The organism is Bacillus sp. ME78, assembly GCF_903970865.1.
In the GTDB taxonomy this organism is placed as follows: domain Bacteria; phylum Bacillota; class Bacilli; order Bacillales; family Bacillaceae_G; genus Bacillus_A; species Bacillus_A cereus.
Genome location: NZ_CAJCKK010000023.1, coordinates 42860 through 55981, shown reverse-complemented (window position 1 = coordinate 55981; position 13122 = coordinate 42860). Strand labels below are relative to the sequence as shown.

Sequence of the window (13122 nt, the reverse complement as noted above, 5' to 3'; positions counted from 1 at the left end):
AGGAGTAATTTATATGGATAAAATAGCAGTAATTTCAGATATTCACGGTAATATTCAAGCATTAGAATCCGTGTTAAATGATATTAAATTAAGAGGAATCGAGCGCATTATTTGTCTTGGAGATTTAGTAGGAAAAGGACCTCATTCCAGTGAAGCAATTGAAATCATTCGTAAAGAATGTGAAGTAGTCGTAATGGGAAACTGGGATGATTTTATTACAAAGCCGACTGAATTTGAAGCATTAAAATGGCATCAAAAACAATTATCAGAAGAACAAAACGACTATTTAAGAAGTTTACCATTTTCAATCGAATTTTTTATGAGCGGCAAACTCATTCGTATGTTCCACGCCTCACCGAGAAGTTTATATGAAAGAATTCAACCACACGCTTCAAGAGAAGAACGTATTAGTATGTTCGAAAATAGTGATCTGACGGAAAATATAGAAGGGGAAAGAAAACCAGATGTCGTTTGTTACGGTGATGTTCACCAAGCGTTCGTTCAAAATTTCAGAGGGAAAACGTTATGTAACGCCGGTAGCGTAGGAAACCCACTTGAAATAACACAAGCTTCCTATTTAATATTTGAAGGGACTTACAATGAAAAAGAAGCAGCAAGCTTTTCTATCCAACTCGTACGAGTACCGTATGATATTGAATTAGCTATCAGACTAGCAGAAGAACTCGAAATGCCAGAAATTGCAGAATACAAACAAGAATTACGGACTGCACTGTATCGAGGATTTAAGGGGAAATAAGGAGAAATATAAATCAATATTTGTTGTTTATAATTATGTTATGTAGACTAATTACAGGGGAGATATTAGATGGATAAAAAAGAGAATCCGAACGATTGGCCTGTATGGGCGAATGAGTCAGTAGAGATAGTTAGTGCAAATCCTGATTGGCAAGATAAAGGCCGATGTGAAGAACAGCAACTATATGAACTGCTTGCTCCTCTCGGTATAAGCAAAGTAATACATATAGGAAGTACATCCATACCTGATTTACCTGCAAAACCTATCATTGATCTAATGGCTGAAATAGACTCTTTTGAAAGAGTACTAGATATTTCAGCTACATTGGCCATATATAATTGGCATTATGTAAGCCCAGAATTAGATGAAAGACCTTGGAGAAGGTTCTTTGTGAAAGTTAAGAATAATAGGCGTGTAGCTCACCTGCATTTGATGGTTAAAGGAACTGAGCGATGGGAGCAACAACTTTTGTTTCGCAACCACTTACGAGAAAATCCACAATTAGTTTATGAGTATTCAAATCTTAAACAAGATTTAGCTAAAAAATTTAAACAAGATAGAGAAGCATACACAAAAGCTAAAACAGAATTTATTAAACAAGTTCTAAAATGATACAACCTTGGATTGTAAATATGTTTGAATACAAAAGAAAAAACAAACTTTATTTTATAACTTAAACTTACATGAAAGGCATGTAAACAAAGTGATAGACTGCGATATTTTAATGTATTTCCTTTTATTTATTAGGATAAATTATATATAATTGAATCAAGTTCATATAAGGATAGGCAATTACAGGGGATAAGGCGAAAATATGTTAAAAAACGCAAAAAGGGGACAAGAAATATAATGAATGAAGTACTAGAACTAAAAGAAGAACTACTACAAATTAAAAATAACAATTATGCTGTACCAGAAGATGTGGATGCATATCCATATGCGCAGTGGATGTTAGATTATATCGGATCACCTGATGCTGAATTACGTGATGATTTAATTTATAGTACGCTTCACACATGGATTACAAATGATGTATTTAGACAAAAAGAATTACGAGGATTAATGCTGCAAGCAATTAGCTCTGATTATTTATTTTATAAAATTGGTGAAAAGGGAACAGACTCTGTTTTTAAACGTGCATTCTCCGTATTAATTCCACCACTTATTTTATCTGTTCATGAAAGAGAACCACTGTTATCTGAAGAACAACTGTACAGTGTGGCAGAACAAGTGCTGGAATATGTATATTTAGAAGAAGATGTAAGAGGCTACGTAGAAGGAAAAGGCTGGGCACACTCTACTGCACATGCAGCAGATGCGCTCGACGCTTTAGCACGTACAATCCAAAATCGTGAGTTCTCATATGCAATACTAGCTGCCGTTCGTCAGAAGGTACGCTTACATGACTACGTATACATTCACTTTGAGGATGAGAGATTAGTAGCACCAATTATGTCGTTACGTAACCAAAATCTTTTAACTGAAGAAGAGTGGAGCAACTGGTTACATAGTATAGCAACTGTTGAAGACATCCGACATCCGCAGCATGCTATTTTAGTACAAAATATTAGAGCTTTCTTAAGAAGTTTATATTTTAGAGTTTTAGAGACAGAGGGTAGCACATCCTTTACAGATGATATATTGGAGACTTTGAAAGGGTTGCGTAGGTATTAAAAATACGTTTTTCTAAGAGAAAAGTACATAAAACCACTACCTCCCAACCATACTAATAAAATGTGTTGGAGGTGAGTTTTATGGACAAAAAAGACTTTGAAAAAGGGTATAATGATTATTTACATCAAGGAGACGAACGAGCTCAATTTGAAATAGGTCATGAAGTCAATTCAGGAGCAGAACAAATTGTTGCTGTTCGTAAAAATGATGATGGAGATTTAATAGCGTTTAAAACAAGTAGCGGGAGAGAGTTAGATTATATGACTGCTCTTAATGAAGCAAAATCAGGGAAGTTAGCTCATGTGGACGTATTTCATAAGTATGGCAGAGATATTATACGTAGTGAACCGGATGGAATAAAAGAAAATAACTTAGATAATTTACCTTCATTTTAAACGGGTAAACCTCAAGAAGAGAATGTACATTACGATATTCTCTTCTTTGTTTTGCGAAGTTTTCCTAGCAAATAGACGATTCATTTTTAAAGTGAGATCATACTTTTAAAGAGTGCTCTAAATTTCTCTTTATCTTCTGCTGTAAATGGTTTCGGTCCCTTTGTACGTTTACCACTTTTTCGAACCATTGCACTTAAATATCGTGTTTGTAACAATTGTTCAATGTTATCATTCGTATACTTATAGCCTTTATGGTGTAGAACGATACAGCCTTTTGCTAAAGCGAGCGAAGCAAGACCGTAATCTTGTGTTACGATTAAATCTTCTTTTTTTGCTAACTGCATAATTCGGTAATCTGCAGCATCTGCTCCAGAATCAACATAAATTGTTTCGACACCTTTTGGCTGCTCTGCATTAGAATAATGTGAAAAACTAGTAACGAGGGTAACAGGAATTTCCACATTCGTAGCCTCAAAAATAATCACATCTTTTACAGGACAAGCATCTGCATCAACGTAAATCTTCATTTTATCACTCCTATAAATAGGTTCGAGTTGATAATAATGGTAGATTTAGGTTTTGTCAAACGAGAAAGCTTTATTTAAAGTTATTTTCACATACCAAAATAGCCTCGCGTAAACGAGAAATACCTTCCGCAATTTGATCAATATCCACTTTTCCATAAGATAAACGTATATAACCATCTTTCGCACCGAAAATACTACCTGGCATAAAAGCAATTTCTTGTTTTAAACTTTGCATAATGAGTTGTTTTTCGTTTATAGGTTCTTTTAATTTCCCCCAAATGTATATACCACCAGTAGGGTTTGAAAAAGAGATTTTATCATGAAGTTGCTCGTTTAGGGCACGAACGATAACGTCTCTTTTTTCTGCTAATTGTTTTCGTAACGGTACGATATGAGACTGAAATGGTACGGTTTCGAAAAATTGCTGCATAAGCCACTGCGGGAAAATACTCATTCCTAATTCCATTTGGTGCCGTGCGTCTGACAATCGCTCTACGACAGACTGTGGGGCGACAAGCCAACCGACTCGTAATCCTGGCGCAATCATTTTTGATAAAGAATGTACATAAATGACAGTTCCGTTTTCATCTATTGATTTCAAAGTAGGACAAGGTTGTTTCTTTTCTAGCGTCAGCAAACTAGAGGGATCATCTTCAACGATTGCAATTCGTAAATCTGCGCAAAGTGATAATAGTTTTTTTCTACGGTTTGGATGAAGCATCGTCCCCGTAGGATTTTGGAAGTTTGGATTTAAAAAGATCATTTTAATACGGTGTTTTCTATATAACTCCTGTACATCATTTGGATTAATACCATGTTCATCGACAGGTAACGGGAAAATACGAATACCTGCTGATTGGAATAACGGCAAGGAATAACAGTGTGAAGGACTTTCGAAAGCAACGGCATCACCTGGATTTAATAAACATTGCACGATAAGGTGAAGTGCTTGCTGTGCGCCAGATGTAATCATAATGGATTGTTCAGTAGCCTCAACTTTTAAATATTCCTTCATATATTTTACGACCGCTTGTCTTAGCGGGAGATAGCCTTGCGGATGATCGTAACTTAATGAATGCGTTAACGGTTGTTCACGTAAAATCGCTTGTAGTTGATCGTGGGGATAAAGATTACAACCGAGCTCTCCGTTTGCAAAATCAATAATATTTTCATTTTGTTGTACTTCTGCCCGAATATGGCGAAGTAGTGGTAAGTTTGGTAAAAAAGTACCACCTTCTACGAAATTTCTCCAGTTCGGCGTTAATGTTGGAGAAACACCCCACATATGTGTACTCACTCGTGTTCCTTTACCAGTCGTACTCTCTACAATTCCCATAGCACGTAGTTCATTATAAGCAGTCGTTACTGTACTTCTGTTTACATTTAACTGCGTAGCTAATTTCCGTTCTGAAGGGAGGAAGCTTCCTGGAGGAAGTTCTCCATATGTAATACGTTTTTCAATAAAGTCAACAACTTGCTGATAAATAGGGATTTTACTGTCACTATCTAGTTTCCATTCCATAAAAAACGCCTCCGTATCTCTTATATACATCAAGTATAGCAAATTGGCTGGGTAAAAAAACAGCCAATTGGACGGTGTTATATCCAGCCAATTTTACTATGCTAAATAGGGAAGGGGAGATTCGGATGAAACGATGGCAAATGGAATGGCTCCTAGTATCAGTTGCATTAGTATGGGGAGCAAATTATACAATAGGAAAGTATGGAGTGGCATTTATGTCATCCATTCAATTTAATAGTTTACGATTTTTAGTAGCATCACCGGTATTATTACTTATCACTTTTATGATGGAACGCTCATTACGTATTGAAAGAAAAGATTGGTTACGATTAGTAGCAGTCGGTATCGTTGGTACAACAATGTATCAAACGATGTTTATGCTATCTGTGAAATATACTTCAGCAACAAACGCCTCATTATTAATTGCAATGTCACCTATTTTTACAGGGATATTAGCAGTATTGCACAAACAAGAACGTTTTTCGATGAAAGTACAAATTGGTTCAATAGTGGCCTTTGTTGGTGCAGCATTCGTTTTATTAACAGGGCATACAGGAGGAGCTACTTACGAATATGCGTGGCTCGGAAACATAATTGGATTAGTCGCAGCGATTGCGTGGGGATGGTACCCAATATTAGCGCAACCTCTTATAACAAAATATTCCGCAATGAGAGTCACATCTTGGTCAACTTTAATTGGAATTGTACCTCTCGTTGTATATTGTTTATTCAACGTAAATACATTAACGTGGCCAGTAGACATGCCAAGCTGGGGGTCTCTAGCATATTCAATCGTCTTCGCGACAATCTTCGGACTTGCAATGTGGTATGTCGGTATTAGTAAAATAGGCTCAACGAAAGTAATGGTTTATATGTATCTTGTACCATTGTTCGCAGTTATCTTCGCGGCAGTAACTATCGGAGAGCAAATCAACATGATGCAACTCGTTGGCGGACTTATAATCTTTATCGGTTTATATGTTGTAAAAAAGGGTGGAATTCAAAAGCCAGCTCTCAATTTGAAAAAAGTAAGTTAACAATAAAAAGGATCTCTTTCATATAGAAGGAGATCCTTTTGGTTTTTGTAATAAAAGCGCTTGTTCAACAGCCCATTTTTGATGATCATGAATGAGAAGCTCTACAGCAAGTAAAGGAGACATCCACCGCAAAACATGATCTTCCTCACAGTTTTCAGTTTGTGTCTGCACCATGTTCGCAATATAAAAGAACCCATCGTTTAAATAATAAGTATCTTCTTTTTCCGCATAAAAATATCGCATTGCATTACCGATATATTGATTAATTTCAATTACCCATCCTAATTCCTCTAGTAGTTCACGATGTAAGCATTCATCTTTTGTTTCGGTACCTTCCATACCGCCACCAGGTAAAAAATAACGGTCTTCTTTTTGGATAATAGCAATGTTTGAAGAAGTTGAGTTAAAAATAATTGCATAACAACTAGGCCGTAATACATATTGCTCAGTAGGCTTTTTATAACCAAAAATAAGTTTAGATATCATAAAACACGTCACCTCTCTATAAAATACACAAAAGGAATAATAAGGTAAAAATAGAATTGTATAAGTATAATCTTACGAGATTGGAGTGATAACAAAATGATAAATCGAAAGTGTTCGCGCTGTAAAGAAATTACAGGTACATTGCACGGTGGTAAAAAAATTAAGGAAGAATTTCTATGTGAGGACTGTTTGCAAAAAGGAATTGCGAGTGGAGAAATCGAATTATCACAAGTGGAAGAAAAACAAACTTCGTATCTTTCTATAAAAATATTAAAAATAATGAGTGTGATTTATTTAATAGGATCTATTTTAATGGCTTTTTCAACTGGTCCATTTATACATAATATAGGATTTAATGAAATGTCCATTTCAGGATCAGAATTAGGTTTAATAAGTATTGTTATGCTAGGTTCTATATTTCAGTCAGTTCTCGTATTTTGCGGGATATGGGTATTCATCCTATTAGTAGAAACAGTCATTAAAATTTATGAAAAAATGAAGTGAGTGAGAGGGAGAAACATATGCGAGTAAGAAACATCCAAGGGGAAGATTATGTAAAGATTCATTCTGTTTTAAATGATTGGTGGGGCGGGAGAGACATGGCTGCCATGTTGCCAAAATTGTTCTTCATTCACTTTCAAGAAACGAGTTTTATTATTGAAGAAGAGGGAGAAACGTTAGGTTTCTTATGCGGTTTTTTTTCACAAACATATAAAGATGAAGCATACGTTCATTTTATCGGTGTGAATCCGAAGTATAGAAGAAGAGGAATTGCATCGACATTGTATTCTTATTTCTTTGATATCGCTCGTGCAAATAACCGTAAAGTTGTAAAAGCAATCACGTCACCAGTAAATAAAAAATCAATACAGTTTCATAGGGAGATTGGCTTTCAAATTGAGGCTGGGGATGATGAGATAGAGGGTGTATCGGTACATACAAATTATGATGGGAACGGCGGGAGTAGAGTGTTATTTTTGAAAAATGTGTAAAGAGAGGCTAACGTGTTGTTAGTCTTTTTGTGATGAGGAGATAAAAGTATGGAGAATAAACAAAGTAGAAATGAGTATGTAAGACGCATACATACAGTTCAAGATTATATAGAATCAAACATAGACAGTTTACTATCCATTGAAGAGCTAGCGGATATAGCAGGATTTTCAAAGTTTCATTTTCATCGAATTTTTAAAGGAATAGTAGACGAGCCGTTATCACGATATGTAAATCGATTGAAGTTAGAAAGGGCAACAAACCTTCTTACATATCGATTGGATATGACGATTACGGATATCGCTTACCATTTTGGTTTCACAGATTCAGCAGTTTTCTCCCGTACATTTAAAAATTATTACGGAGTAAGTCCGTCTCAATATCGAAATCACAATAGCAAGAATTGCAAAGACGTAAGGGGAATTCCTCAATACAATGAATGTAAGAAGGTTCGAGGAAATGTTGAAATTGTAACAGCGGACGATATAAACGTCGCATACATAAGACATATCGGTACATATGAAGAGTTAACGCTAGCTTTTCCAAACATGATAGAGAAATTATTTCATTACGCAGCAGAGGAAAACTATCATGTATTTGAGGATACGAAAGTATTAACCATTTACCACGATCATCATGAATTTACTGAGGACTATCATTTAAGAACAAGTCTATGTGTAACAATTTCAGATGAATCCACAGTAGAAACGAACGACGTTGGAATAATGGTAATACCTTCTGGAAAATATGCAGTAGGACATTTTGAAATATTCCAAGATGAATATAAAGGAGCATGGGATTTCTTATACGGTGAATGGCTGCCAAATAGCGAATATAAACCGAGAGACTCGTATCCTTTTGAAGTATATAGAAATGATCCAAAGCAGCATCCAAAGCATAAACATTTAGTTGATATATATGTACCTATCGAACCTTTTTAATTATTGGTTAAAGGGGAAGGAATAATGAAAACTGCTGAAAAGTTAGATCAGATTATAAAAGAAGAATATGAAAATATGAATGGTATGTTAGTAGTGCAGAAAGGTAATGTTATTTTTGAAAAATATTATAACGGTTACGGTCCAGATGATGCATTTCACATAGCGTCAGTCACAAAAACGATAATCTCTGCGCTAATTGGGATATGTATAGATAAGGGCTATATAAAAAGCGTTGATCAAAGAGTAATAGAATTTTTCCCGGAATATAACGTTAATTCATCTGAAGTAACAGTAAGCCATCTTCTAACGATGACAGCTCCACATCCATTCGTAGACTGGCAGGAACCGTTAGAAGAACTATGTACACAACAAGATTGGATACAATATACGTTAAATAGGATAGGAAGCGGCGGAGAAATTGGATCTTTTAAATATTCATCTGCAGGAGCTCATATACTATCAGCGATCATAACGAACGCAACAGGAAAAAATGCGCGTGAATTTGCGAATGAATACTTATTTCAGCCACTGGGCATAAGAGAAATTCCAAACTATAATATGAAAGCATTTGGATTTGATGACTTATTCGGAAAAGATGTGAAAGGATGGGTTCACGATCCAAATGGTATTTCGACGGGCGGCTGGGGACTAACGTTAACGGTTAGAGATATGGCGAAGTTTGCACAGATTTATTTGAATGAAGGTATTCATAATGGAAAACAAATACTATCAAAATCATGGATAAAAGAATCGACAGAAATGAACCAAAATCAATATGGTTATTTATGGTGGTTACGAGAAGAAGAGGGTGTCTATTCGTATTGTGCAATGGGTGATGGTGGGAATATGATTTGTTGTATTCCGGAGAAGGATTTGGTTATAGTAATTGCTTCTGAAATTATGCCGAATGCACGGGATAGATGGGAATTGATTGTGAAATATATTCTTCCTTGTATACAGTCAAATCAATAATGATAGCAAAAAGATGGTGTGAATTGGAGTTTCATACCATCTTTTTGTTTTATGACGGAAAGTTCAGGGGAATGTAAGAATTGTGTTAATAAATGTAAATATTAAGTTTTATAGATATATGATTATTTTTTTATGTATAATGAGGACAAGGCCTAAAAATACTTAAATATTTAAGTGAATATTTTAAAAAGGGAGATTAAGGATATATGAAAAGCTTACTTCAAAAAACTTTAGCTGTTACAGGATTAACTGCTTCTTTATTAGGTATGGTTTCTTCCGTTTCATTTGCTTCGATTAGTTGGGATAATAATGCAACGTGGACAGGAAGCGGAGCAAAAGCTAAGGCAACTGCCTATACTGCGAAAAAGAACGAACCTCATTTTTACAAGATGACTGTAAGAGCTAGCTTTGATGATGGGACTTCTAAAGAGTTAGCATTGTATGATGCTAAAATTTCAGATCGTATAAACGTTAGCGTTGCATCCAAAGGACCGGTGACCAGAGGTTATTCGGGTCATGAATGGATAATGGTAGGGGATAGTGCGTACACTTCTAAGGAAATGGTAATTAAATAAAAATCAACAAAACCGTGAAAAAGGATATATACTTTTTTCACGGTTTTTAAAATGAGGAGGATATATGAATCTAGTAATAAAAGAAATAGTGGTGAACAAAGCGATATTCATTATGTTATTTATTACGTTTGTATTGACAATATGGCCGATACTTATCGCAATGTCGACGAAAGATTATTATGATGAAAGATTTTATGATAGTAAAAATGGTTATTTTAATTATTACTATTCCGTTCAACTTACTAATATGGGGGAATTCAATTTCAAACAATTTCAGACGTTAGTAGAATCTGATTTTAAAAACGCTAGCGTTATTACAAATGATATTCGTACTACTATTCCAGGTATCGGCCGAGTAACAATGAATGGTCTCCTTAATAAAAATTGGTCTCCACCATTGCTAAAAGGTTCTCAGATAGAACAACATGAGGAAAATAGTGTAATAGTCGGGAAGAAAATTTATAAAAATACGGAAACAATAAAACTATTTAATAAGGAATATACAGTTAAAGGCGTAGCTGGAGTAAGTACCGAATATGAGTATAATATGAAAATTTATGTCTCTCTAAATGACATGCCAGATGAAGTGAAACAAGTGATACAAAATGAAAAGACATTCCAAATGATCGTTCGTTCTAACGAAAACCCTAAAGAAGAGATAGAAACTTTCATACAGCATTTAAAGCAGAACAATACAGATATAAATGCCAAAGTGATTAGTGAAAAAGAGAACTATGAGAAGGAAAAAAACTCTAGTGAAGCCGTAGAAGAGTTACTCAGTTTTCCAAATAGGCTTTTATGTATAGCTTTAATTACCAGTATAATAGTCAGTTATTATTGGATTTATACGAAGAAAAAGAGTTTGTCGTTAAGGAAAGCTTTGGGAGCAAGTAATGTAAATCTTTTTATTTTTATATTTAGTCAATTGTTTTTATGTGCAATCGCTGCATCAGTCTGTGCAATATGCATTCAATGGATTTTTAAAACTTTGAGTGGAAATATTTTAGAGTTTACAAGTTATAGCATTAGTTTACAATCTACTCATATTGTAATGTGTGTATTTCTTTCACTTACTATAGCTTTTATCCTCTCTGTAATACCATTTGTATATGTGATTAAAAGTGAACCTGCTAAAGCATTAAAGGAGTAAACATGATGAGAATAAAAAGTGCGTTCCTAGCATTAAAAAAGAGATTTCTATTTTCGGTACTTCTTCTAATACAGATTACATTTGGATTAGCAACTATAACGAGTTCAATTAATGTATTTTATAATTTACACCATCTGAATGATAAATCCAGCTCGGTATTAAATGCGGATAAAACATATTTAGTTACTTTTGAAATGACGACAGATAAGTTACAAAGCAATAAATTTAATAAAGAGCAAATTCAAGAAGTTTATAAAACGTTTCAACAAAATAAAGATGTGATTTCGTATGGTACATACGAGACGAGAGTTATTGAAATAGAGTCAAGTAATAGACCATTTCAAAATAGTATGATTACTGATTTGAAACATAAAACGTTTCGCGATGACAGACCTACTATTACAACAATTTTTGTAGATGAAAATTACTATAAAATGTTACAGTTACCTTTAAAATCTGAAGAAGGTTTCTTGCATGAAGATTTTCAAAAAAATAGTGAAGAGAAAACAAAGGTTTTAATGGGTTCATACTTTAAGAAATATTTTCAAGTTGGAGATACAATTAATAATCAATATACAATTACAGGCTTTTTGCCGGAGAATAAATTTATCGTAAATAATAATACGACGAACGCATATTCGAAGTTGGATTACGTAATGATAATACCTATGTCATCTAATAGAGTTGAAAAATATGAAGCAATGTTTTTAAGACTACATCAAAGTACAGTTTTATATTTACGAAAAGATGCAGATGTAAAGAAACTAGAAGAATCAATTCAACTTAAAGGAAACGGCGGTACGTTTTATTTAAAAAATTTGGGTGATGAAATAAATGAAGATGTTACTTTTAACAGCTATTCTGAAATACCTCAACTGATAGTCGGAATCTTATTTATTTTATTCTCAATCGTCGGAATTGTAGTAACGACTATTATTTCTATCTTGATGAGAAAGCGGGAATTTGGTATAAAAATAGCTTTTGGCGAAAGTAAATTTGGAATGTTTATTCAAATTGTTCTAGAGAACATTATTGTAGCAATAGTTGGCTTAGGGATGTCACTAGTTTACTTTTCATGGAGGTATAGGGTTCTATTACAAATGTCGAAGAATTTAAAGGAAGCAACGGTATTAGACTTTAAATTGGATATGCCTATATTGTTTTTAGTATTTCTTTTCTTATTATTGATTATCATTGTCTCGAATGTAATTGTCTTCTTGTTTATTAAAAAGCTTGAACCGAAAACATTAATAGGTGGGATGGAATAATGGGGTTAATTGAACTAAAAGATATTAAGAAGGTGTATAGTAATAAGAATCACAATACGTTCGCGTTAAACGGTATAAATTTAACGATAAATAAGGGCGAAATTATAGCGGTAATGGGGCGATCAGGCTCAGGGAAGAGTACATTACTAAATGTTATAGGGTTAATTGATATGCCAAATGAGGGTGAGTATATGTTAAATGGAAAATCATTAACTGAAATTAGAGCAAATAAAGTTCATAAAACAAGAAATGAAATGATCGGATTTATTTTTCAATACTTTGCATTGTTAAAAGAACATACTGTACTGGATAATGTAGCGCTACCACTCACATATAGAAAGCTAAAGCAACGGGAAAGAAAAAATAAGGCGAAGTTCTATTTAGAAAAAGTAGGTTTAAAAGAACATATGCATAAAACACCGGACGAGCTATCAGGTGGACAACAGCAGCGCGTCGCAATTGCTAGAGCGTTAGTAGGTGAACCAGAATTAATATTGGCTGATGAACCGACCGGAAATTTAGATAGAAAAACAGGAGAAGAAATTATGAATTTGCTATTACAACTGAATGAAGAAGGCCGAACGATTATTATTGTAACGCATGATATTGAAGTAGCGAATAAGTGTAATAGAATTATTGAGTTAGTTGATGGGGAAGTTGTGCGGAGTTAGTAATTCAATAATTATATCTAATTTAAGAATCCGTATTGATTAATTTTTCAAAATGGATTCTTTTTATTTGTAGGATTAAAGTAAAATAACAAATCCTCCCGTAACTTTTTATAACAGAAATTCGTTTAACAAAAGAAAGGATTTTTAATGATGAATG

16 protein-coding genes are annotated in these 13122 nt (G+C 34.1%); 13 read left to right on the top strand and 3 right to left on the bottom strand.

Going from position 1 to position 13122, the window contains the following annotated elements:
• The first annotated feature begins 13 nt into the window (after positions 1-13).
• From H6481_RS21240 to H6481_RS21225, 4 genes are all read left to right on the top strand, one after another.
• Positions 14-757: a metallophosphoesterase family protein gene (locus H6481_RS21240; protein WP_000357655.1), complete on the top strand. Its 744-nt coding sequence runs from the start codon at positions 14-16 to the stop codon at positions 755-757.
• A 69-nt stretch (positions 758-826) separates the two neighbouring features.
• Positions 827-1369 carry a GrpB family protein gene (locus H6481_RS21235; protein ID WP_053564111.1) on the top strand — a complete coding sequence of 181 codons (543 nt, stop codon included), beginning with the start codon at positions 827-829 and terminating at the stop codon, positions 1367-1369.
• Positions 1370-1606: 237 nt separating this feature from the next.
• Positions 1607-2431 carry a DUF2785 domain-containing protein gene (locus H6481_RS21230; RefSeq protein ID WP_182813139.1) on the top strand — a complete coding sequence of 275 codons (825 nt, stop codon included), beginning with the start codon at positions 1607-1609 and terminating at the stop codon, positions 2429-2431.
• Between the two features lie 80 nt (positions 2432-2511).
• On the top strand, positions 2512-2826 hold the full coding sequence (locus H6481_RS21225) for a DUF3892 domain-containing protein (RefSeq protein WP_000358154.1): 315 nt from the start codon (positions 2512-2514) through the stop codon (positions 2824-2826).
• Between the two features lie 86 nt (positions 2827-2912).
• On the opposite strand, the gene H6481_RS21220 is transcribed toward H6481_RS21225, so the two are convergent.
• Positions 2913-3353, bottom strand: coding sequence for a YaiI/YqxD family protein (locus tag H6481_RS21220; RefSeq protein ID WP_000708772.1), 441 nt, complete (start codon positions 3351-3353; stop codon positions 2913-2915).
• Between the two features lie 70 nt (positions 3354-3423).
• A complete protein-coding gene (locus H6481_RS21215) occupies positions 3424-4875 on the bottom strand; it encodes a PLP-dependent aminotransferase family protein (protein WP_053564116.1) in 1452 nt (483 codons plus the stop codon).
• Between the two features lie 125 nt (positions 4876-5000).
• Here H6481_RS21215 and H6481_RS21210 point away from each other — a divergent pair, with 125 nt between their 5' ends.
• Positions 5001-5912 carry a DMT family transporter gene (locus tag H6481_RS21210; RefSeq protein WP_053564117.1) on the top strand — a complete coding sequence of 304 codons (912 nt, stop codon included), beginning with the start codon at positions 5001-5003 and terminating at the stop codon, positions 5910-5912.
• 18 nt (positions 5913-5930) lie between these two features.
• Here the strand turns inward: H6481_RS21210 and H6481_RS21205 are convergent, their stop codons facing one another.
• The gene (locus tag H6481_RS21205; protein ID WP_157417912.1) at positions 5931-6398 is read right to left on the bottom strand and encodes an NUDIX hydrolase; all 468 of its coding nucleotides are present in this window, start codon (positions 6396-6398) and stop codon (positions 5931-5933) included.
• A 96-nt stretch (positions 6399-6494) separates the two neighbouring features.
• Here H6481_RS21205 and H6481_RS21200 point away from each other — a divergent pair, with 96 nt between their 5' ends.
• From H6481_RS21200 to H6481_RS21165, 8 genes are all read left to right on the top strand, one after another.
• Entirely contained in the window at positions 6495-6902 is a 408-nt protein-coding gene (locus H6481_RS21200; RefSeq protein ID WP_182813138.1) for a DUF3980 domain-containing protein, read from the top strand.
• Positions 6903-6919: 17 nt separating this feature from the next.
• A complete protein-coding gene (locus H6481_RS21195) occupies positions 6920-7390 on the top strand; it encodes a GNAT family N-acetyltransferase (protein ID WP_069355841.1) in 471 nt (156 codons plus the stop codon).
• Between the two features lie 48 nt (positions 7391-7438).
• Positions 7439-8329, top strand: a complete 891-nt coding sequence (locus H6481_RS21190; protein WP_182813136.1) for a GyrI-like domain-containing protein — start codon at positions 7439-7441, stop codon at positions 8327-8329.
• A gap of 24 nt (positions 8330-8353) precedes the next feature.
• On the top strand, positions 8354-9301 hold the full coding sequence (locus H6481_RS21185) for a serine hydrolase (RefSeq protein ID WP_053564120.1): 948 nt from the start codon (positions 8354-8356) through the stop codon (positions 9299-9301).
• Between the two features lie 206 nt (positions 9302-9507).
• Positions 9508-9876 carry a hypothetical protein gene (locus tag H6481_RS21180; protein WP_023522327.1) on the top strand — a complete coding sequence of 123 codons (369 nt, stop codon included), beginning with the start codon at positions 9508-9510 and terminating at the stop codon, positions 9874-9876.
• A gap of 64 nt (positions 9877-9940) precedes the next feature.
• Entirely contained in the window at positions 9941-11026 is a 1086-nt protein-coding gene (locus tag H6481_RS21175) for an ABC transporter permease (RefSeq protein WP_053564121.1), read from the top strand.
• Between the two features lie 2 nt (positions 11027-11028).
• Positions 11029-12294 (top strand): ABC transporter permease, encoded by a 1266-nt coding sequence (locus tag H6481_RS21170; RefSeq protein ID WP_182813134.1) that lies wholly within the window; start codon positions 11029-11031, stop codon positions 12292-12294.
• A complete protein-coding gene (locus tag H6481_RS21165) occupies positions 12294-12965 on the top strand; it encodes an ABC transporter ATP-binding protein (RefSeq protein ID WP_098125920.1) in 672 nt (223 codons plus the stop codon). The genes H6481_RS21170 and H6481_RS21165 overlap by 1 nt, the downstream gene beginning before the upstream one ends.
• The last annotated feature ends 157 nt before the right edge of the window (positions 12966-13122 follow it).

Coding starts and splice junctions, on each gene's coding strand:
- H6481_RS21240 (WP_000357655.1), top strand. CDS start 14: ATGGATAAAATAGCAGTAATTTCAGATATTCACGGTAATATTCAAGCA.
- H6481_RS21235 (WP_053564111.1), top strand. CDS start 827: ATGGATAAAAAAGAGAATCCGAACGATTGGCCTGTATGGGCGAATGAG.
- H6481_RS21230 (WP_182813139.1), top strand. CDS start 1,607: ATGAATGAAGTACTAGAACTAAAAGAAGAACTACTACAAATTAAAAAT.
- H6481_RS21225 (WP_000358154.1), top strand. CDS start 2,512: ATGGACAAAAAAGACTTTGAAAAAGGGTATAATGATTATTTACATCAA.
- H6481_RS21220 (WP_000708772.1), bottom strand. CDS start 3,353: ATGAAGATTTACGTTGATGCAGATGCTTGTCCTGTAAAAGATGTGATT.
- H6481_RS21215 (WP_053564116.1), bottom strand. CDS start 4,875: ATGGAATGGAAACTAGATAGTGACAGTAAAATCCCTATTTATCAGCAA.
- H6481_RS21210 (WP_053564117.1), top strand. CDS start 5,001: ATGAAACGATGGCAAATGGAATGGCTCCTAGTATCAGTTGCATTAGTA.
- H6481_RS21205 (WP_157417912.1), bottom strand. CDS start 6,398: ATGATATCTAAACTTATTTTTGGTTATAAAAAGCCTACTGAGCAATAT.
- H6481_RS21200 (WP_182813138.1), top strand. CDS start 6,495: ATGATAAATCGAAAGTGTTCGCGCTGTAAAGAAATTACAGGTACATTG.
- H6481_RS21195 (WP_069355841.1), top strand. CDS start 6,920: ATGCGAGTAAGAAACATCCAAGGGGAAGATTATGTAAAGATTCATTCT.
- H6481_RS21190 (WP_182813136.1), top strand. CDS start 7,439: ATGGAGAATAAACAAAGTAGAAATGAGTATGTAAGACGCATACATACA.
- H6481_RS21185 (WP_053564120.1), top strand. CDS start 8,354: ATGAAAACTGCTGAAAAGTTAGATCAGATTATAAAAGAAGAATATGAA.
- H6481_RS21180 (WP_023522327.1), top strand. CDS start 9,508: ATGAAAAGCTTACTTCAAAAAACTTTAGCTGTTACAGGATTAACTGCT.
- H6481_RS21175 (WP_053564121.1), top strand. CDS start 9,941: ATGAATCTAGTAATAAAAGAAATAGTGGTGAACAAAGCGATATTCATT.
- H6481_RS21170 (WP_182813134.1), top strand. CDS start 11,029: ATGATGAGAATAAAAAGTGCGTTCCTAGCATTAAAAAAGAGATTTCTA.
- H6481_RS21165 (WP_098125920.1), top strand. CDS start 12,294: ATGGGGTTAATTGAACTAAAAGATATTAAGAAGGTGTATAGTAATAAG.